Below are 19,941 nucleotides of genomic sequence, written 5' to 3'. Positions count from 1 at the left end.
CCGGGGCGGCGGGGGCGCACCGGGGCGCCCGCTCGGGCCGCACGGCGCGCTTCCGGACCGTCGCCGGGCCGCCTCCGGGCCGCCACTGGATCACCTTCTGGCCGTACGTGAGTCACCTCCGGGCCGTCGCCGGGCCGCCCCTGGGCCGTGGCTGGGCCGTCGCCGGGCCGCCCCTGGGCCGTCGGAGCGGCGGCGCCGCCCGCACCGGGGCCGCTCGTGGGCCGTCGCCGGGCCCCCGGGCTTCCGGCGGGGCGGGGCCCCGCAGCCCACGCGCGGGGGCCGGGGCCTTCGTGGCAGCCGGTCAGCCCTGCCGGACTTCCCCGCCGCCCCCGGTCCGCTTCAGACAGGCTTCGTCGAAGGCCGCCAGGCTGACCGTGCCCCCGTCCCCGATGTTGCGGTACTCCGTCTTCAGCCTCCAGCCCCGCTGTTCGAGGACCACGGTGAACTGGCTGTCCGAGCCGTCCACGGCCTTGCGCTCCTGCCGCTCTCCCCGCTGCTTCCAGCCGCGCTCGCCCAGTTCGCTCAGCACCCGTTCGTACCGGGGGACGTCCACCGGCGCGGACTCCTCGTGGAAGCCCATGAAGCGGACGACGCACGACAGCGGACTGGCCGGATCGTCCACGTCCTTGGTGAGGCTCCCCCGTGAGTTCGCCGGGACGCGGGCGTTCGCCGCCGAGCCGTCGAGGTCCGCCCGCACCACCTCCTTCGTGAGCGGCCCGGTCCCCGGCGGCCGGGGCACCACGGTCGCCAACGGCACCGGCGCGGCGGTCCCTTCCGCGCCGCACCCCACGGCTCCGAGCACGACTGCCAGGGCCGCGAGAACGGCCCGCCCTTCCTTGCGCACAACTGTCCCCTCCCAGGCCACGGGGCTCTGTGCACCCCCGTGAGCAAAGGACGAAGTGTGCCACGGGCCCTGCGGACCCCTACTCCTCCGGTGGGAACACCGGCTCCCCCGTGCCGCTCAGAGTGATCAGGATCGCTTCCACCGGGCAGCCCTCCGCCGCCGCGAGGAGGCGTTCGCCCGCGTCCGACTCCGGGGTGAGCGGGTGGGACTGGCGGGCCGTGTCGAGGCGGAAGCCGTCCGGGGCGTGGTTCACGCACATGGCGGAGCCGATGCAGACGCCCCGGTCCACCTCCACGTGCCAGCGGTCGCCCATCACGCGCCGCCCTCGTAGCCCGCCGGCAGGTGGACCATCTTGTGCTCCAGGTACTCGCCGAATCCCTCGGGGCCGAACTCCCGCCCCACGCCGGAGTTCTTGTATCCGCCGAACGGGCCCAGCATGTCCAGGCTGAAGGTGTTCACGTTGAACGTGCCGGTGCGCACGCCCCGCGCGAAGTCGATGCCGTGCTCCACGTCCCCGGTCCAGACGCTGCCGCTCAGCCCGAAGTCGGAGTCGTTCGCCAGCCGCAGCGCCTCGGCCTCGTCCCCGTACGGCAGGAGGCAGATCACCGGCCCGAAGATCTCCTCGCGGGCGATCCGCATGGAGTTGTCGACGTCCCCGAACAGGGTCGGCTCCACGTACCAGCCGCGCTCCAGACCCGCCGGACGGCCGCCGCCCGCCAGGACCTTGGCGCCCTCCTCCTGGCCGATCCGGATGTAGTCGAGCGAGCGCCTCCGCTGGCGCTCGGCCACCAGCGGCCCCACCTGGGTCGCCGGGTCGAGCGGGTCGCCGACCACCAGCGCCCCCGCCGCCGCCGCGAGCGCCTCCGCGACCTCCCCGTACCGGGAGCGGGGGGCGAGGATACGGGTCTGGGCCACGCACGCCTGCCCGTTGTTCATCCAGGCGGCGGGCACGATCCCGGCGACCGCCGCGTCCAGATCGGCGTCCGGCAGGATCACCGCGGCCGACTTCCCGCCCAGCTCCAGGGTGACCCGGGTGAGGTTGCGGGAGGCGACCTCCATGACCCGGCGGCCCGCCGCGACCGAGCCCGTGAAGGACACCTTGTCGACGCCCGGGTGCCCCACCAGGTACTCGCTCACCTCCCGGTCGGCGGGCAGGATGCTGAGCACCCCCTCGGGCAGTCCCGCCTCCGCCGCGATGTCGGCCAGGAGGTACGAGTCGAGCGGCGTCTCCGGCGACGGCTTGAGGACCACCGCGCAGCCCGCGAGCAGCGCGGGCCCCAGCTTGGCGGCGGCGGTGAACTGCGGCACGTTCCACGGGACGACCGCCGCGACCACGCCCACCGGCTCCCGCCGCACGAGCAGCGGCCCGAGCACACCGCCGCGCCGCTCCTCGAACACGAAGTCACGGGCGACGGCGATCGCCGAGTCCCAGACCATCATCGCGCCCAGCGCCTGGGCGAGCACGGACCACGAGTACGGGGAGCCGTTCTGCGCGCTGATGGACCGGGCGATCTCCTCGTACCGGACGGCGAAGGCGTCCTTGATCCGGCTGACGACCTCGATCCGCTCCGCCAGCGTCGTCCGGGGCCAGGGCCCCTCGTCGAAGGCCTTCCGGGCGGCGGCGACGGCCCGGTCCACATCGCCCCGGGAGGCGTGCGGGACCCGCCCGATGACCTGCTCGGTGTGCGGCGAGACGACCTCGATGACCTCCTCGCCGAGCGGATCGGTCAACTCTCCGCCGATGAACAGCTTTCCGTGCTCCACAAGCTCGGTCATGACCGCCGCCTTCACGAGGAGGTGAACCCCGGAGGGGATTCCCTGATGATTCCTGACGATGTCTCAGAACTGATACCAGTTCTAGTTATGATGGGCAACGGTCGAGCACCCCCCGCACCCCCGCACCGCCGTGGAGAGACGAGGACCCATGCAGGAATCCACGCCCCAGGTGACCGAGCACGGCGGAGGCGTCTGGTCCCTCCGGGTGCCCATCCCCGACAACCCCCTCGGCCACACCCTCGTCCACGTCCTCGACACCGACCGGGGCCCGGTCCTCGTCGACACCGGCTGGGACGACCCCGCCTCCTGGACCGAACTCGCCGGCGGACTCGCCGCCCTCGGCATCGCCCCCGCCGACGTCCACGGCGTCGTCATCACCCACCACCACCCCGACCACCACGGACTCTCCGGCCGGGTCCGCGAGGAGTCCGGCGCCTGGATCGCCATGCACGCCGCCGACACCGCCGTCGTCCGCCGCACCCGCGAGTCCCGGCCCGGCACCTGGCTCGACTACCTCGCCCGCAAGCTCGCCGCCGTCGGCGCCCCCGAGGACCACCTCGCCCCGCTGCGCGCCGCCCGCGACTCCGGCCGCGCCACCACCCTCCCCGGGCTGCGCGCCGCCCTCCCCGACCGCGAGATCGTCCCCGGCGAACTCCTCGGCCTCGCCGGACGCAGGCTCCGCGCCGTCTGGACCCCCGGCCACACCCCCGGCCACGTCTGCCTCCACCTGGAGGAGGAGCACCCCGCCGGGCTCCCCGGCCACGGCCGCCTCTTCTCCGGCGACCACCTGCTGCCCGGGATCTCCCCGCACATCGGCCTGTACGAGGACCCCGACAGCGCCACCGCCGCCACCGACCCCCTCGGCGACTACCTCGACTCCCTCGAACGCGTCGGCCGCCTCGGCGTCGCCGAGGTCCTCCCCGCCCACCAGCACGCCTTCACCGACGCCGCCGGACGCGTCCGCGCCCTCCTCGACCACCACGAGGAACGGCTCGCCGGACTCCTCGCGCTCCTCGCCGTCCCCCTCACCCCCTGGCAGCTCGCCGAGCGCATGGAGTGGAACCGCCCCTGGGACCGCATCCCCCACGCCTCCCGCAACATCGCCGTCAGCGAGGCCGAGGCCCATCTGCGCAGACTCGTCAAACAGGGCCGCGCCGAAGCCGTCCCCGGCACCGACCCGGTCACCTACCTGGCCGTGTGAGCCACCTCGCACACCGCGCGGGCCGCCCCGCGCCCCCGGGCACCCTCCCTACGGGCCGGTAGACTGACCCGGTCGTCATCATGCCCGTACGGGGGGAAGCCGGTGCGAATCCGGCACTGACCCCGCAGCCGTAGAGCTGTCCCCCGGACAGCGAGTCGGAATGCCCCGCACGGGACGTGACCGCGGCACCGTCGAGGAATACGGAGCCGGAGCCAGGTGCCCCCGAGGCGTGCCGGTGCCCGGCCGCAGGAGAGGGCCCCATGATCACCGTCCGCAACGGCGCCGCCGCGCTCACCGCCGCCGTGCTGCTCGGCACCGCAGCCGCGGGAGCGGCCACCGCCGCCCCCTCCCCCTCGGCCTCCGCCGCCACCCCCTCGCCCGGTCTGTACGGCACCAAGGACCCCACGTACGACGGTGTCTGGCGCCAGTCCCTCGCCTTCCTCGCCCAGCGCGCCACCGGCTACCAGCCCGCCGACCGGGCCGTGGACTGGCTGCTCGGCCAGCAGTGCGCCGACGGCTCGTTCGCCTCCTACCGCCCCGACACCGGCAAGCCCTGCGACGCCAAGACGATGCGGGACACCAACGCCACCGCCGTCGCCGTGCAGGCGCTCGACGCCGTCCGTCGCCAGGCCGCCGACCCGAAGAAGCTCGACGAGGCCGTCAAGGCGGGCACCGGCTGGCTCAGGACCGTCCAGAACGAGGACGGCGGCTGGGGCTACGGAGCGGGCGGCCCCAGCGACGCCAACTCCACCTCGATCGTCATCGGCGCCCTCGCCGCGACCGGCGTCAAGCCCGGCTCGTACACCTCCGCCGAGGGCCGCACCCCCTACGACGCGCTCCTCACCTTCGCGCTGCCCTGCTCCGACAAGGACGGCGCGGGCGCCTTCGCGTACCAGCCCGGCAAGAACGGCGAGCTGCTCGCGAACGCCGACGCCACCGCGGCCGCCACCCTCGCCGGACTCGGCAAGAGCCCCGTCGCCACCAAGGCCTCCCCCGAGCAGCCCCCCACCTGCACCGACCTGACCAAGCCGACCGCCGAGCGGGCCGCCCTCAACGGCGCCTCCTACCTGGCGAAGGCCCTCGCGAAGACCGGCCACCTGACCCTGCCGCCGATGCCCGGCGCCACCGACACCACCGAGCGGCCCGACATCGGCAACACCGCCGACGCCGTCGTCGCGCTCGCCGCGTCCGGCGCCGCCAAGGAGGCCGAGCCCGCCCTGGAATGGCTGGAGAAGAACTCCGCCGGCTGGGCGAAGGAAGGCGGCCCGGCCGCGTACGCGCAGCTGGTCCTCGCCGCCCGCGCCACCGACACCGACCCCCGCGAGTTCGGCACCACCGACCTCGTCGAGCAGCTCAACGCCACCGGGCCCGCGCCCAAGACCCCCGACACCTCCGCCTCCTCCACCAGCGACGACGAGAACTCCGGCTTCGACGTCTGGTGGATCATCGGCATCGGCACGGTCGTCGGCGTCGGCATCGGCTTCCTCGTCAGCGGCCGCAAGAAGTGACCGTCTCCCGGAGAAGGGGCGTCCGGCTCGCGGGCGCCACCGCCGGAGCCCTGCTCACCCTCGCCGGGGTCGCGGCGGCGCCCGCGCAGGCCGCCGGATACCGCTACTGGTCGTTCTGGCAGAGCGACGGCGGCAAGCCCTGGGCGTACGCCACCCAGGGCCCCGCCACCGCCCGCCCCGCCGACGGCGACGTCATCGGCTTCCGCTTCGCGGTCAGCAGCGGCACCGACGACACCTCGCGGCCCTCCGCCGCCCCCGACTTCGCCGGGATCTGCGGAGCGAAGGCGGCCGGGGACGGCGCCAAGCGCGTCGTGGTCGTCGTCGACTCCGGCGGCCCCCGGGACGCCCCGCCCGGCGAGACCCCGCCCCCGCAGCCGGTCACGACCGGCTGCGCCGAGGTCCGCCGGGACGCCACGGCCGCGGAGGCGCTGGCCGCCGTCGCCGCCCCCCTCCGCTACGACAGCGCCGCCATGCTCTGCGGGATCGCGGGCTACCCCGCGCGCGGCTGCGGCGAACAGGTCGCCGAACAGGCGGGCGACCCGTCCGCCACGCCGGGCGCCACCGCGACCGCCGCTCCGGCCGCCTCCTCCGGCGGCGAGGGCGGCGGCCCGTCCCTCGGCGTGCTCGCCGGAGGCGCGGCCGTCCTCGCCCTCGGCGGCGCGGCGATCTGGAAGGCCCGCCACCGCGGATGATCCCGGCATGACGAACCCGGCAGGGGCGGGCCGCGCCCGGACGCGTCCGGCACCCGAGGACGGCCCCCGCACCCGGCCGCCCTCCGTGCTGCGCGCCCCCGAGGCCGACCGGGGCAACGCCCTGCACGCCGGGGCCTGGTGGCTGTGGGCGCTCGGGCTCGCCGTCGCCGCCTCCCGCACCACCAATCCGCTGCTGCTGGGGCTGATCGTCGGCGTCGCCGGATACGTCGTCGCGGCCCGCCGCACCGACGCGCCCTGGGCCCGCTCGTACGGCGCCTTCGTCAAGCTCGGCCTGTTCGTCGTCGCCCTGCGGGTCGTCTTCTCGCTGCTGCTCGGCTCCCCCGTGCCCGGCAGCCACCCGCTGTTCACCCTGCCCGAGGTGCCGCTGCCCGACTGGGCGCAGGGCATCCGGATCGGCGGCCGGGTGACCGCCGAGCAACTCCTCTTCGCGCTGTACGACGGCGCCAAACTGGCGACCCTGCTGATCTGCGTGGGCGCGGCGAACGCGCTGGCCAACCCGGCGCGGCTGCTGAAGTCGCTGCCGGGCGCCCTGTACGAGGCCGGGGTCGCCGTCGTCGTGGCGATGACCTTCGCGCCGAACATGGTCGCGGACGTGGCCCGGCTGCGGACCGCCCGGCGGCTGCGCGGACGCCCCACCGGCGGGGTCCGGGCGGTGCTCCAGATCGGCCTGCCGGTCCTCGAAGGCGCCCTGGAACGCTCGGTCGCGGTCGCCGCGTCGATGGACGCGCGGGGATACGGAAGGACCGCGCACGTCCCGGCGTCCGTACGGCGCACCACCAACCTGCTCACCCTGGGCGGGCTGCTCGGCGTCTGCGCCGGTACGTACGGGCTGCTCGCCGCCGAGGGCGCCCGGTACGGCCTGCCGCTGCTCGCCGCGGGGCTGCTCGCGGCGATGGCCGGGCTGCGGCTCGGCGGGCGCCGGACGGTCCGCACCCGGTACCGGCCGGACCGGTGGGACGCCCGCGCCTGGCTGGTCGCGGGCTCGGGGGCGGCGGTCGCGGTCCTGATGATCCGGGCGGGCGCCTACGCGCCCGAGGCCCTGCGCCCGGGGGTCGTGCCCCTGACCGCGCCGCAGCTGCCGCTGTGGCCCGCGCTCTCGGTCCTGGTGGGCCTGCTGCCCGCGTTCGTGGCCCCCGTTCCCAAGGAGAACGCGTGATCCGCTTCGAGAACGTCTCGGTGACCTACGAGGACCACGCGGGGCCCGTCCTGCGGAACCTGGACCTCACCGTCCCCGAGGGCGAGCTGGTGCTGCTCGTCGGCCCCTCCGGGGTCGGCAAGTCCACCCTGCTCGGCGCGGTCTCCGGGCTCGTCCCGCACTTCACCGGCGGCACCCTCACCGGCCGGGTCACCGTCGACGGCCGCGACACCCGCGTCCACCCCCCGCGCGAGCTGGCCGACGTGGTCGGCACGGTCGGCCAGGACCCGTCCGCGCACTTCGTCACCGACACCGTCGAGGACGAGCTGGCGTACGGCATGGAGTCCCTGGGCCTGGCGCCCGGCGTGATGCGGCGGCGCGTCGAGGAGACCCTCGACCTGCTGGGCCTGGCCGAGCTGCGCGACCGGCCGATCGCCACGCTCTCCGGCGGGCAGCGGCAGCGGGTGGCCATCGGCTCCGTCCTCACCCCGCACCCGAAGGTCCTGGTCCTCGACGAGCCGACGTCCGCGCTCGACCCCTCGGCGGCGGAGGAGGTCCTCGCGGTGCTCCAGCGCCTGGTGCACGACCTGGGGACCACGGTCCTGCTCGCCGAGCACCGCCTTGAGCGGGTGGTGCAGTACGCGGACCGGGTGATCCTGCTGCCGGAGGCCCTCATGGGCCCGCCCGCGGAGATCATGGCGGTCTCCCCGGTGCACCCCCCGGTGGTGGCGCTCGGCCGCCTCGCGGGCTGGGAACCACTGCCGCTGACCGTACGGGACGCCCGGCGCCGCAGCGGTCCGCTGAAGGAGCGCCTGGCGGGACTGGAGCGGCCCCTCCCGTACGGGGATCCCGCGGGAGAGGGGCCTGGAGCGTCCGGGGCGCCCGGTGGGGTGCCCGGGACCTCCGGAGCGGCCGGGACCTCCGAAGCCGCCGGGGCGGCCCTCCGCCCCGCTTCCGGGAAGGCGCGGGGCGGGGGCCTCGCCCTGTTCCGGCGGCGCCGGACCGCCGCGCCCGCAGCCGCCGCCCCCCTCGTGGACGTCAGCGGACTGGGCGTCCGCCGGGGCCGGGTCGAGGCCCTGCGCCGTATCGGCCTCCGGGTCGAGGCCGGTGAGACCGTCGCCCTCATGGGCCGTAACGGCGCCGGGAAGTCCACCCTCCTCTCGGCCCTCGTCGGCATGATCGCCCCGACCTCCGGGACCGTCCTCGTCGCGGGCCGCGTCCCGCACACCACCGACCCGCGCGAGCTGATCCGCGAGGTCGGCCTGGTCCCGCAGGAGCCGCGCGACCTGCTGTACGCCGACACGGTGGCCGCCGAGTGCGCGGCGGCGGACACGGACGCGGGCGCGCCGCCCGGCACCTGCCGCCGTCTGGTGTCCGAGCTGCTGCCGGGGGTGGCCGACGACGCACACCCCCGGGACCTGTCCGAGGGGCAGCGCCTCGCGCTCGCGCTCGCCGTGGTCCTGACCGGCCGCCCGCCGCTGCTGCTGCTCGACGAGCCGACCCGGGGCCTGGACTACGCGGCCAAGGCACGGCTGGTCGCCCTGCTCCGCTCGCTCGCGGCGGAGGGGCACGCGATCGTGCTCGCCACCCATGACGTGGAGCTGGCGGCGGAACTGGCGCACCGGGTGGTGATCGTCGCGGACGGCGAGGTGGTGGCGGACGGGCCGACGGCGGAGGTCGTCGTCTCCTCGCCCGCGTTCTCGCCGCAGGTGGGGAAGGTCCTCGCCCCGCAGCACTGGCTCACGGTCGAGCAGGTGGAGCGGGCGCTGGACCGGGCGGCCGGGTCCCGCACCGCGCCTTCCCCCGCCTCCTCCCTTTCCCCCTCTCCTTCCCTCTCGGGGGACGGACCGGCCCCGGAGGAGACCCCGTGAGCGCCCGCCCCATCCGGCTCGGGCCCCGCTCGGTGGCGGCGCTCGTCCTGGTCTCCCTGATCGGCCTCGGCGCGTTCTGCTGGCCGCTCTTCGCGGACCCCGGCTCGGCCGTCACCTCGCACGCGGGGGACGCGCCGTGGCTGTTCGCCGCGCTGCTCCCGCTGCTGGTGGCCGTGGTGGTGGCGACGATCGCGGACTGCGGGATGGACGCGAAGGCGGTGGCGATGCTGGGGGTGCTCGCCGCCGTGGGCGCGGCGCTGCGTCCGCTGGGCGCGGGCACGGCGGGCCTGGAGCCGATGTTCTTCCTGATGGTGCTGAGCGGCCGGGTCCTGGGGCCGGGCTTCGGCTTCGTCCTGGGCGCGGTGACGATGTTCGCGTCGGCGCTGCTCACGGGCGGGGTGGGGCCCTGGATGCCGTTCCAGATGCTGTCGATGGGCTGGTTCACGATGGGCGCGGGGCTGCTGCCGGGCCCGGAGCGGCTGCGGGGGCGGGGCGAGCTGCTGATGCTCTCGGCGTACGGGTTCCTGGCGGCGTTCGCGTACGGCACGGTCATGAATCTGCAGGGCTGGGTGCTGCTCCAGGGCCTGAGCAGCGGGGTCTCGTTCCAGCCGGGTGCGCCGCTCGGCGAGAACCTGGTGCGGTTCCTCGCCTATGTGACGGCGACGTCGCTGGGCTGGGACCTGGGCCGGGCGGTGCTCACCGTGGTCCTGACACTCACCGTCGGCGGGACGCTCCTCAAGGCCCTGCGGCGGGCGACGCGGCGGGCGAACTTCGAGGCCCAGGTCACATTCGAGGCCCCCGGGGAGCCGTCCCGGGGTGAGGCGCCCCACAGGACTTAGGTCACGTACGAGCCGGGATAGTAGCCGTACGGCACTCGCACAAACCGCCCACATCGGGTCATGACCTGCGGAAACCCTCGTACTATCGTGCTTCGTGGACGGCCCCCGGGTCCGAACCTCCCTCGTACAGGGGGTCATTGCGCCGGGCTTCCCGCCCTGCTTCTCTGGTGGACGTCGCCAGGCAGCCGGTGCTCATCGCAGCACCACGGACAGCCGGTTCCCCCAGATCCCCGGGTCTCCCGGGTTCTGGTTCCGGCTTGCCGAAACCGCCCGGCGCGACCCTTGTCCCCGACGTTAGGTCACTACGTTGTTCAGCTCGCTCCTCACTCGTGCCGCCGCCCGCAAGCAGACCTTCGCCGCCTCCGCAGCCGTGCTGCTGGCCGCGTCCGGTGCGGTCCTCGGCACGACGAGCACGGCTTCGGCCGCCAGCCCGCAGGACCTCGCACGCCAGATCGTCCCCGCTTCGCAGTACTCCGCCTTCAGCAAGATCGTGTCCCACGAGTCCGGCTGGAACCACAAGGCGACCAACTCCTCCAGCGGCGCCTACGGCCTGGTCCAGGCCCTTCCGGCCTCGAAGATGTCCTCGGCCGGCTCCGACTGGAAGACCAACCCCGCCACCCAGATCAAGTGGGGCCTCAACTACATGAACGAGCGCTACGGCTCCCCGAACGCCGCCTGGGCGTTCTGGCAGTCCAACGGCTGGTACTGAGACACCACCGCCGTCAGCCACGCTCACGCAAGGCCCCGCTCCCGTCAGGGAGACCGGGGCCTGCGGCGTTTTCCGGGGGCGCGCGGGGACGGATCCGGGCCGCCGGGCAGGGGGCGGGTGGTGGACCCGGGGCGCCGGGGACGGACCGGGGCGCTGCGGGTGGACCGGGGAAGGACGGCCGGTGGACCCGGGGCACCGGGGACGAACCGGGATGCCGGGGGTGGACCGGGCCGAGGGCCGGGGACCGGGGATGCCGGGGCGGACCGGGCAGGGCAGCGGGCCGGGGACCAGGGGTGGACCGGGGACCGGGGGTGGACCGGGCCGGGGACCGGGGGCGCGGGCGCCCGGTCTCAGAGTCGCTGGATGATCGTGCCGGTCGCCACCGCGCCGCCCGCGCACATCGTGATCAGGGCGAATTCCTTGTCGGTGCGCTCCAGCTCGTGGAGGGCCGTGGTGATCAGCCGGGCGCCGGTGGCGCCGACCGGGTGGCCGAGGGCGATGGCCCCGCCGTTGACGTTGACCTTCTCCAGGTCCTGGTCGAAGACCTGCGCCCAGGAGAGCACCACGGAGGCGAAGGCCTCGTTGATCTCGACCAGGTCGATGTCCCGGAGGGACATCCCGGCCTTGCCGAGGACCGCGCGGGTCGCGTCGACCGGCCCGTCGAGGTGGTAGTGCGGGTCCGCGCCGACCAGCGCCTGGGCGACGATCCGGGCGCGCGGCCGGAGCTTGAGGGCGCGGGCCATCCGCTTGGACGCCCACAGGATCGCGGCAGCGCCGTCGGAGATCTGCGAGGCGTTGCCCGCCGTGTGCACGGCGGTCGGCATGACGGGCTTGAGCCGTGCCAGGCCCTCCATGGTGGTGTCGCGCAGCCCCTCGTCGCGGTCGACGAGCCGCCACATGCCCTGGCCGGCCGTCTGCTCCTCCTCGGTGGTGGGGACCTGGACGGCGAAGGTCTCCCGCTTGAAGCGCTCCTCGGCCCAGGCCAGCGCGGCCCGCTCCTGGGAGAGCAGACCGAGGGAGTCGACGCGTTCGCGGCCGAGACCCCGCCTGCGGGCGATCCGCTCGGCGGCCTCGAACTGGTTGGGGAGGTCGACGTTCCACTCGTCGGGGAAGGGTTTGCCGGGGCCGTGCTTGGAACCGGACCCGAGCGGCACCCGTGACATCGCCTCGACACCGCAGCTGATCCCGATGTCGATGACGCCCGCCGCGACCATGTTGGCGACCATGTGGCTGGCCTGCTGGGAGGAGCCGCACTGACAGTCGACGGTGGTGGCGGCGGTCTCGTACGGCAGGCCCATGGTGAGCCAGGCGGTACGGGCGGGGTTCATGGACTGCTCCCCCGCGTGGGTGACGGTACCGCCGACGATCTGTTCGACGCAGTCGGCGGGGATGCCGGTGCGGCCGAGCAGTTCCCGGTAGGTCTCACCCAGGAGGTAGGCGGGGTGGAGGTTGGCGAGCGCGCCTCCGCGCTTGCCGATGGGGGTGCGTACGGCTTCGACGATGACGGGTTCAGCGGCCATGAGCTCGTCCTCTCCTCGACCGTACGGGGCGTCCCGGCATCCCGTCGGTCGGCATCACGGGGGAACTAGTACGCGTTCTAGTTCTGCTTGCAGTCTTATGACTGCCACCGTGGGTACGCAAGGGTCCGGGAGGCAACAGTTCCCGTTCCGGCCCTTGCCTCTTGGCGGAGCCCGTCATTAAATTCCCGACAACTCCTGACGGCCCATCAGATCTCTTCGGATCCCCGGATCCCCTCAGACGTGGAGTGTTGCCGATGCCCTGTCCCCACCTCCCCGAAGGGTTCGACGCCACCGACCCCGATGTGCTCCGCGACCGCGTCCCCCTCCCCGAGTTCACCCTGCTGCGGCAGACCGCGCCCGTCTGGTGGTGCGCCCAGACGCCCGGCAGCACCGGCTACGCGGACAGCGGGTACTGGGCCGTCACGCGCCACGCGGACGTCAAGTACGTCTCCACCCACCCGGAGCTGTTCTCCTCGAACGAGAACACGGCCGTCATCCGCTTCAACGAGCACATCACCCGGGACCAGATCGAGGTCCAGAAGCTGATCATGCTCAACATGGACCCGCCCGAGCACACCCGGGTCCGCCAGATCGTCCAGCGCGGCTTCACCCCCCGCGCCATCCGGGGCCTGGAGACCACGCTGCGCGACCGGGCCCGCACCATCGTCGAGGAGGCCCGGGACAGCGCGGACGCCGACGGCACCTTCGACTTCGTCACCCGGGTCGCCGTCGAACTGCCCCTCCAGGCCATCGCCGAACTCATCGGCGTCCCCCAGGAGGACCGCTCCCGGATCTTCGACTGGTCGAACAAGATGGTCGCCTACGACGACCCCGAGTACGCCATCACCGAGGAGATCGGCGCCGAAGCCGCCATGGAACTCATCGGCTACTCGATGAACATGGCCGCCGCCCGCAAGGAGTGCCCCGCCGCCGACATCGTCAGCCAGCTGGTCGCCGCCGAGGGCGAGGGCAACCTCTCCTCCGACGAGTTCGGCTTCTTCGTCCTGCTGCTCGCCGTCGCGGGCAACGAGACCACCCGCAACGCCATCAGCCACGGGATGCACGCCTTCCTCACCCACCCCGACCAGTGGGAACTCTTCAAACGGGAACGCCCCTCGACCACCGCCGAGGAGATCGTCCGCTGGGCCACCCCCGTCGTCTCCTTCCAGCGGACCGCGACCCAGGACACCGAGATCGGCGGCCAGAAGATCGCCGAGGGCGACCGCGTCGGCCTCTTCTACTCCTCCGCCAACAACGACCCCGAGGTCTTCACCGACCCCGAACGCTTCGACATCACCCGCGACCCCAACCCGCACCTCGGCTTCGGCGGCGGCGGGCCCCACTTCTGCCTCGGCAAGTCCCTCGCCGTCAAGGAGATCGAGCTGATCTTCAACGCGCTCGCGGACGCCCTGCCCGACCTCACGCTCGCCGGGGAACCGCGCCGACTGCGCGCCGCCTGGCTCAACGGCGTCAAGGAACTCCGGGTCCGCACCCGGGCCTGACCGGCCCCGGGGCACGGACACGGACGACAGGAGGAGGACCGGGCCGGACGCCGTCGCCTCCGCACCCGTACGAGGACGCGTACGGAGCGGAGGGAACGACGCCCGGCCCGCCGCCCCCGGACCCAGGTGTACGTTCGACCGCATGACGAACCCTCAGCCCCAGACGGCCCCCGGGACGGACCCCCGGTGGACCGAGGTCGACCAGTACTTCGCCGACACGATCGCCCCCGCCGACGACGTCCTCACCGCCACGCTCGCGGACTCCGTCGCGGCGGGCCTGCCGGAGATCGCCGTCGCCCCCAACCAGGGCAAACTGCTCCAGCTGCTCGCCCTCACCCAGGGCGCCCGCAGGATCCTGGAGATCGGCACCCTCGGCGGCTACAGCACGATCTGGCTGGCCCGCGCGCTGCCCGCCGACGGACGGCTCGTCACCCTGGAGTACGACCCGGCGCACGCGGACGTCGCCCGCGCCAACATCGCCCGCGCCGGACTCGACGCGCTCGTCGAGGTGCGCACCGGCGCCGCCCTCGACGCCCTGCCGCTCCTGGCGGCGGAGGACACGGGCCCCTTCGACCTGGTCTTCATCGACGCCGACAAGGTCAACAACCCGCGCTACGTGGAATGGGCCCTGAAGCTGTCCCGGCCCGGCACCCTGATCATCGTCGACAACGTCGTACGCGGCGGGCGGATCACCGCGCCCGACCCGCAGGACCCGGCGATCACCGGCACCCGGGAACTCTTCGAACTCGTCGCCCGCGAACCGCGCCTGGTCGCCACGGCCGTCCAGACCGTCGGCACCAAGGGCTACGACGGCCTGCTGCTGGCCCGCGTCACCGACTGACCCCCGGGCCCCGGTCCGCCCCGCCCGCGCGGAGGGCGGGCGACCCGGGACATATCCTGCCCCTCATGAGCATCGTGAAGATCAACGTCCTGACCGTGCCCGTCGAACAGCGTGAGGTGCTGGAGCAGCGGTTCGCCGCTCGGGGCGGGGCCGTGGAGGGGTCCGACGGGTTCGAGTGGTTCGAGCTGCTGCGGCCCCTCGAAGGAACCGACCAGTACCTGGTCTACACCCGCTGGCGCAGCGAGGAGGACTTCCAGAACTGGATGAACGGTTCCATGCGGGGCGCCCACGGCGGCGGCGAGGGTGGCGGCGAGCGGCCGAAGCCCGCCGCCACCGGCTCCACCCTGTGGTCCTTCGAGGTCGTCCAGCAGGCGCGGCCGAAGGGCTGAGCCGCACCGAAACCCAGCTGCGCGCCGAGGCGTGCGCACCCCACAATGGCGCGCATGACCTGGACTTTCACCCCCGAGCACGTCCACGCCCCGGACGCCTCGGCGCTTCGCCGTGACTACTACGGGGAGGTCGCCGGGCGGTACTGGAAGCGGCCCGCGACCGAGGCGGAGATCGACGAGGGGCTCGCGGACGACGGGGCGGAGCTGCTGACCCCGCCGACCGGGCAGTTCCTGGTGGCCCGGTACGAGGGGAAACCGGCCGGCTGCGGCGGGCTGCTCCTCCTCGACGGCGAACGGGCCGAGCTGACCCGGATCTTCCTGCGGCCCGCCTTCCGGGGGCTCGGCGGGGCCGGGGCCCTGTTCGCCGCGCTCGACGCGGAGGCACGGGCGCTCGGTGCCCGCCGGACGGTCCTCACCACCCGCCTCGACCTGGTGGAGGCGCGGGCCGCCTACGTCCGCCACGGGTACGCGGAGATCCCCGCGTACGCCACGGGACCGTACATGGAGATCTGGTACGGGAAGGACCTCTGAGCCCGGAGCCCGGAGCCCGTGCGGACAGGGGCCCGGGGCCCGTACAGGCGCCGCCGCCCCTCACGCCCGGTGGCCGCGGGGCGGTTCGTCGGTGTGGGGGCGTTCCGCGTCGGAGCCGGAGAGTTCCTCCGTCAGCTCCTCCACGAGCCGTATCAGGTCGGTCGGCCGGTCCGGGCCCCACCAGTCGCCGAGCAGTTCCGCGAGCGACTCCTCGCGCGCGGCGGCGAGCCTGGTCGCCACCCCCACGCCCTCCTCGGTGAGGACGAGCTGGAGCCCTTCCCGGCCGGCCAGACCCCGTTCCTCGATCTGCCGGGCGGCGTCCGTGATCGCCTTCAGCGGGACGGGCACGACATCCGCGAGCCGGGCGGGCTCGACGGTGCCGTGACGGCGGATGCGCAGCAGCAGCCAGCTCGCGGCGGGCAGCAGGTCGAGCCCCGCGCGGGCGGTGATCCTCTCGTAGATCGCCTTGCGGCCCGCGCGGGAGCCGAGGACCGACAGGGCGCGGGCGCATTCGTCGTACGAGGAGCGTTCGACCGGGTTGGTGGCGATCGTCTGGCTGGTGTCGGGCGCGGTGACGGAGCCCCGCAGCTTGTCCTCCTTGAGGAACCAGGAGAAGACGAAGGCCACCAGGACGACGGGCGCCGCGTACAGGAAGACGTCGGTGATCGAGGTGGCGTACGCGTGCAGGACCTCGGAGCGCAGCGCGGGCGGCAGCCGGTCCACGGCGCGCGGGTCGGCGGCGACCTGTCCGGCGCCGGTGCCGGGGGGCGCGGCGCCCGCGCGGGCGAAGACGTCCTGCAGTTTCGAGGTGAGCCGGTTGGTGAAGATCGTGCCGAAGACGGCGACGCCGAAGGAGGCTCCGATGGAGCGGAAGAAGGTGGCTCCCGAGGTGGCGACGCCGAGGTCCTCGTAGGCGACGGCGTTCTGCACGACCAGGACGAGGACCTGCATGACGAGACCGAGTCCGGCGCCGAAGACGAAGAAGTAGACGCTCATCTCCCAGGTGGAGCTGAACTCCGTCATCCGGTGCAGGAGCAGCAGTCCCACGGCGGTCAGGAAGGTGCCCGCGATGGGGAAGACCTTCCAGCGGCCGGTGCGGGAGACGATCTGGCCCGAGCCCGTCGAGGTGATCAGCAGACCGGCGACCATCGGCAGCATGTGGACGCCGGACATGGTCGGGGTGACGCCCTGGACGACCTGGAGGAAGGTCGGCAGATAGGTCATGGCGCCGAACATCGCGAAGCCGATGACGAAGCTGATGACCGAGACCAGGCTGAAGGTGCGGACGCGGAACAGCCTGAGCGGCAGCACGGGCTCGGCCGCCCGCGTCTCGACGTACAGGAACCACACCAGGAGTACGGCTCCGAGGACGGCGGTGCCGATGATCTGTACCGAGCCCCAGGGCCAGGTGGTGCCGCCGAGGGAGGCGACGAGGACCAGGCAGGTGGCGACGGAGGCGATGAGGAAGGTGCCGAGGTAGTCGATGGTGTGCCGGGTGGAGCGCACCGGGATGTGGAGCACGGCCGCGATCACGAAGAGGGCGACGACCCCGATCGGCAGGTTGATGTAGAAGACCCAGCGCCAGGACAGGTGCTGGGTGAAGAGGCCGCCGAGGAGGGGGCCGAGGACGCTGGTGGCGCCGAAGACCGCGCCGAAGAGGCCCTGGTACTTGCCCCGCTCCCGGGGGGAGACGAGGTCGCCGACGATCGCCATGGACAGCACGATGAGGCCGCCGCCGCCCAGCCCCTGGAGGGCCCGGAAGCCGATGAGCTGCGACATGTTCTGGGCGATGCCGCAGAGGGCCGAGCCGATCAGGAAGATGACGATCGCCGCCTGGAAGAGCTTCTTGCGGCCGTACTGGTCACCGAGCTTGCCCCAGAGCGGGGTGGCCGCCGTGGAGGCGAGCAGATAGGCGGTGACCACCCAGGACAGGTGCTCCAGACCGCCCAGCTCGCTGACGATGGTCGGCAGGGCGGTGGACACGATCGTCTGGTCGAGGGCGGCGAGCAGCAGGCCGAGCAGCAGCGCGCCGACCGCGACGAGCACCTTGCGGTGGCTCTGCCCCTCGCCCGGCACGGGGGCGGCTCCGCCGTCGGGCGGGGACGGGCGTACTTCCTGGGCCATGGGCGTCTCCTCCGGCGTTCTCCTCGGACCTCACGGCACACGACCCCTTCATCCTGGTCCGAATGTCCGGTTATGGCCTGCGGAAGGGCACGGCTGTTCGCCCGCCGGGAGGGGTCGGGCTGCATAATCGCTCGCAGTCGTATCGGGAGGGGACCCATCATGACCGGACATGTCTGTCCTGAGTGCGGTGTACAGAGACCTGGCTGCGCCTGCGCACGGGCGGAGATGGCGGCGGCCGAGGACTTCGACCCGCTCCGGATCAGGCCGTACGTGGTCCTGGAGTCCCCGGACTCCCCCGAGGAGACGGACGGGGCGTACGGGGCGGGAGGCGGGGGCGCCGCCTCCGACGGGGCCCGTGGCGCGGGCGGTCCGGCGGGCGCGGCTCCGGGCCGGACCGGGGGCGCTGCCGCCGGTGCGGTCCGTGGTGCCGCGGCGGACGGTCCGGGAGGCGCGTACGGGACCGGTTCCTTCCCCGCCGAGGACCCGCCGACGACCCAGCTGACGACCGTCCGCGTCGGCGGTGGCGCGCCCACGGCGCCGTACGGGCGTGCCCCCGGCGGGGGCGGCGGGCACGGAGGCCAGGGCGGGAGCGGAGGGCCTGACGGGCGGGGCGGGCTGGACGGACGCGGAGGGCTTGACGGGAGCCGTGGGCTCGACGAGCGGGGTGGGCGCGGCGGGCGGGGCGGGGGCGACCCGGCCGAGACCATGCCGCTGCTGCTGCGCGGCGTCGGCGACGTGTCCCGCGCGCCCGTGGAGCGGCGGGGCCGCAAGCGGGGGGTGCTGATCGCGGCGGTGGCCGCCGTCGCCGTGGCGGGCACCGCCGCCCTCGCCGCGGCCGTGCTCGGCGACGACGGGACCGACGACCGGGCCGCCGTCCCCGAGGTGACCACGAGCGCGTCCCTGAACGTCGCCGTCTCCGAGGCGCCCGCCCCCTCCTCGACGACCCCGGAGCCCTCCACGACCGCCCCGACGGCACGGCCGACCTCCGCCTCCCCGTCCGCCACGCCCACCCCGACGGCGAGCGGCACCACCACGGCACCCAGCGCCACACCGACCACGACGGGCACGGGGGCGCCTCCGGCCTCCCCCACCTCGCAGGCACCGGTCGCCCCGCCGACGACGGCAGGGCCCACGGGGACGCCGACGCCCACCGGCACACCGGACGAGGAGGCCCCGACCCTGAGCTCCGGTTCGAGCGGGCCGGAGGTACGGGAGCTGCAGCGACGGCTGATCGCCGTGATGGTCTACCGCGGGCGCGTCGACGGACGGTACGACGACGAGCTCCGGGAGGCGGTGGAGGAGTACCAGTCGTACATGTACATCCAGGGCGACACCCCCGGCGTGTACGGCCCCCACACCCGGGCGGTGCTCGAACGGCACACCCCCTACATCTGAGCGTCCGGGAGGCCGGGAGGCCGGGAGGTCCGGGAGGTCCGGGAGGTCCGGGAGGTCCGGGATCGGGCGGGGCGGGATCGGGCGGGGCGGGGCTTCCGGAGGGGCTCCGGGAGGGCGGCGCTCCGGCCCGGGGCCGGTCATGGGCGGCCCCGGGGTGCCTCCGGCGGGGCCTTCCCGCCGGGCCCCGCTCGGGTGCGGCCGGAGGGCCGGAGACCGGACTGGTTGGCCAAGACGGCCTCCCGTTTTGTATCGTGCAAGAACAAAGTGGCCCCGCCCGCAATCCCTGACCGGTGGGCGGGACCACTTCGTTCTCCGCACACCCCTTCTGGAGACCCGATGCCCGCCATCACCCCGGCACCGCTCACCGCCCGCGCCCTGCTCCTGGACATGGACGGCACCCTCGTCAACTCGGACGCCGTCGTCGAGCGCTGCTGGCGGCGCTGGGCGGACCGGCAGGGCCTCGACGCGGACGCCGTGCTCAAGGTGGTGCACGGCCGCCAGGGGTACGCCACGATGGCGCTCCTCCTCCCCGACCGCCCGATGGCGGAGAACCACGCCGACAACCGGGCCATGCTCGCCGAGGAGACGGCCGACATGGACGGCGTCGTGCCGATCGCCGGTGCCGCCGCCTTCATGGCCGCGCTCGCGGAGCTGCCGCACGCCCTGGTGACCTCGGCGGACGAGGCGCTCATGCAGGCGCGGATGGGCACGGCGGCGCTGCCCATACCGGTCGACCGGGTCACCGCCGAGCACGTCGGGGCGAGCAAGCCGGACCCCGAGGGCTTCCTCAAGGGCGCGGCCGAACTGGGCTTCGCCCCGGAGGACTGCGTCGTCTTCGAGGACTCCGAGGCGGGGATCGCGGCGGGCCGCGCGGCCGGGATGCGGGTCGTGGGCGTGGGCCCGCGCGCGGCGGCCTTCGGACCGGACGCGCACGTCGAGGACCTCACCCGGCTGCGGGTGGACCCGACGGCGGACGGCGCGATCACCCTGACGTTCCTGCCGTAACGGCCGCCGCCCCGGCCAGGCCCTCCGGCAGTACGGAC

The 19,941-nt window shown here is 74.2% G+C and carries 18 protein-coding genes and 1 riboswitch; of the genes, 13 read left to right on the top strand and 5 right to left on the bottom strand.

Going from position 1 to position 19,941, the window contains the following annotated elements:
• Nucleotides 1-301 precede the first annotated feature (301 nt).
• The 3 genes from ACIO92_RS06600 to ACIO92_RS06590 form a co-directional block, all read right to left on the bottom strand.
• Nucleotides 302-844 carry a hypothetical protein gene (locus ACIO92_RS06600; RefSeq protein WP_402279691.1) on the bottom strand — a complete coding sequence of 181 codons (543 nt, stop codon included), beginning with the start codon at nt 842-844 and terminating at the stop codon, nt 302-304.
• Between the two features lie 79 nt (nt 845-923).
• Entirely contained in the window at nt 924-1,157 is a 234-nt protein-coding gene (locus ACIO92_RS06595) for a ferredoxin (protein WP_366440663.1), read from the bottom strand.
• A complete protein-coding gene (locus ACIO92_RS06590; protein WP_366440378.1) occupies nt 1,157-2,620 on the bottom strand; it encodes an aldehyde dehydrogenase in 1,464 nt (487 codons plus the stop codon). Before ACIO92_RS06590 ends, ACIO92_RS06595 begins: the two co-directional genes overlap by 1 nt.
• Nucleotides 2,621-2,768: 148 nt before the next feature.
• On the opposite strand from ACIO92_RS06590, the gene ACIO92_RS06585 reads away from it, so the two are divergent.
• The 7 genes from ACIO92_RS06585 (at nt 2,769) to ACIO92_RS06555 (ending at nt 10,596) form a co-directional block, all read left to right on the top strand.
• Entirely contained in the window at nt 2,769-3,821 is a 1,053-nt protein-coding gene (locus tag ACIO92_RS06585; RefSeq protein WP_366440379.1) for an MBL fold metallo-hydrolase, read from the top strand.
• 64 nt (nt 3,822-3,885) lie between these two features.
• A riboswitch (cobalamin riboswitch) is annotated at nt 3,886-4,008 on the top strand.
• A 73-nt stretch (nt 4,009-4,081) separates the two neighbouring features.
• Nucleotides 4,082-5,329 carry a prenyltransferase/squalene oxidase repeat-containing protein gene (locus ACIO92_RS06580; RefSeq protein ID WP_366440380.1) on the top strand — a complete coding sequence of 416 codons (1,248 nt, stop codon included), beginning with the start codon at nt 4,082-4,084 and terminating at the stop codon, nt 5,327-5,329.
• Entirely contained in the window at nt 5,326-6,021 is a 696-nt protein-coding gene (locus tag ACIO92_RS06575; protein WP_401239950.1) for an SCO2322 family protein, read from the top strand. Before ACIO92_RS06580 ends, ACIO92_RS06575 begins: the two co-directional genes overlap by 4 nt.
• A 7-nt stretch (nt 6,022-6,028) precedes the next feature.
• Complete coding sequence (locus ACIO92_RS06570) at nt 6,029-7,198, top strand: energy-coupling factor transporter transmembrane protein EcfT (RefSeq protein WP_366440382.1); 1,170 nt, start codon at nt 6,029-6,031, stop codon at nt 7,196-7,198.
• Nucleotides 7,195-9,048, top strand: a complete 1,854-nt coding sequence (locus tag ACIO92_RS06565; RefSeq protein ID WP_402055444.1) for an ABC transporter ATP-binding protein — start codon at nt 7,195-7,197, stop codon at nt 9,046-9,048. Before ACIO92_RS06570 ends, ACIO92_RS06565 begins: the two co-directional genes overlap by 4 nt.
• Nucleotides 9,045-9,887 (top strand): ECF transporter S component, encoded by an 843-nt coding sequence (locus tag ACIO92_RS06560; protein WP_402279696.1) that lies wholly within the window; start codon nt 9,045-9,047, stop codon nt 9,885-9,887. The genes ACIO92_RS06565 and ACIO92_RS06560 overlap by 4 nt, the downstream gene beginning before the upstream one ends.
• A gap of 307 nt (nt 9,888-10,194) precedes the next feature.
• Nucleotides 10,195-10,596, top strand: coding sequence for a transglycosylase SLT domain-containing protein (locus ACIO92_RS06555; RefSeq protein ID WP_351786382.1), 402 nt, complete (start codon nt 10,195-10,197; stop codon nt 10,594-10,596).
• 350 nt (nt 10,597-10,946) lie between these two features.
• Here the strand turns inward: ACIO92_RS06555 and ACIO92_RS06550 are convergent, their stop codons facing one another.
• Nucleotides 10,947-12,116, bottom strand: a complete 1,170-nt coding sequence (locus ACIO92_RS06550; protein ID WP_402279699.1) for a steroid 3-ketoacyl-CoA thiolase — start codon at nt 12,114-12,116, stop codon at nt 10,947-10,949.
• A 254-nt stretch (nt 12,117-12,370) separates the two neighbouring features.
• On the opposite strand from ACIO92_RS06550, the gene ACIO92_RS06545 reads away from it, so the two are divergent.
• The 4 genes from ACIO92_RS06545 (at nt 12,371) to ACIO92_RS06530 (ending at nt 15,379) form a co-directional block, all read left to right on the top strand.
• Nucleotides 12,371-13,618 (top strand): cytochrome P450, encoded by a 1,248-nt coding sequence (locus ACIO92_RS06545; protein WP_366440386.1) that lies wholly within the window; start codon nt 12,371-12,373, stop codon nt 13,616-13,618.
• Between the two features lie 142 nt (nt 13,619-13,760).
• On the top strand, nt 13,761-14,459 hold the full coding sequence (locus ACIO92_RS06540) for an O-methyltransferase (RefSeq protein ID WP_401239962.1): 699 nt from the start codon (nt 13,761-13,763) through the stop codon (nt 14,457-14,459).
• 65 nt (nt 14,460-14,524) lie between these two features.
• Nucleotides 14,525-14,848 carry an antibiotic biosynthesis monooxygenase gene (locus tag ACIO92_RS06535; protein ID WP_366440388.1) on the top strand — a complete coding sequence of 108 codons (324 nt, stop codon included), beginning with the start codon at nt 14,525-14,527 and terminating at the stop codon, nt 14,846-14,848.
• Between the two features lie 45 nt (nt 14,849-14,893).
• Nucleotides 14,894-15,379: a GNAT family N-acetyltransferase gene (locus ACIO92_RS06530; RefSeq protein WP_401239967.1), complete on the top strand. Its 486-nt coding sequence runs from the start codon at nt 14,894-14,896 to the stop codon at nt 15,377-15,379.
• 60 nt (nt 15,380-15,439) lie between these two features.
• Here ACIO92_RS06530 and ACIO92_RS06525 read toward each other — a convergent pair whose 3' ends face one another.
• On the bottom strand, nt 15,440-17,503 hold the full coding sequence (locus tag ACIO92_RS06525) for an MFS transporter (RefSeq protein WP_366440390.1): 2,064 nt from the start codon (nt 17,501-17,503) through the stop codon (nt 15,440-15,442).
• A gap of 225 nt (nt 17,504-17,728) precedes the next feature.
• Here ACIO92_RS06525 and ACIO92_RS06520 point away from each other — a divergent pair, with 225 nt between their 5' ends.
• Together ACIO92_RS06520 and ACIO92_RS06515 are read left to right on the top strand one after the other, a co-directional pair.
• Nucleotides 17,729-18,898, top strand: a complete 1,170-nt coding sequence (locus tag ACIO92_RS06520; RefSeq protein WP_402596699.1) for a peptidoglycan-binding protein — start codon at nt 17,729-17,731, stop codon at nt 18,896-18,898.
• Between the two features lie 336 nt (nt 18,899-19,234).
• A complete protein-coding gene (locus ACIO92_RS06515) occupies nt 19,235-19,903 on the top strand; it encodes an HAD-IA family hydrolase (protein ID WP_402279709.1) in 669 nt (222 codons plus the stop codon).
• Nucleotides 19,904-19,941 lie beyond the last annotated feature (38 nt).

This window comes from Streptomyces sp. NPDC087215 (assembly GCF_044744885.1).
Classification (GTDB): domain Bacteria; phylum Actinomycetota; class Actinomycetes; order Streptomycetales; family Streptomycetaceae; genus Streptomyces.
This window is presented reverse-complemented; position numbering and strand designations above follow the sequence as displayed.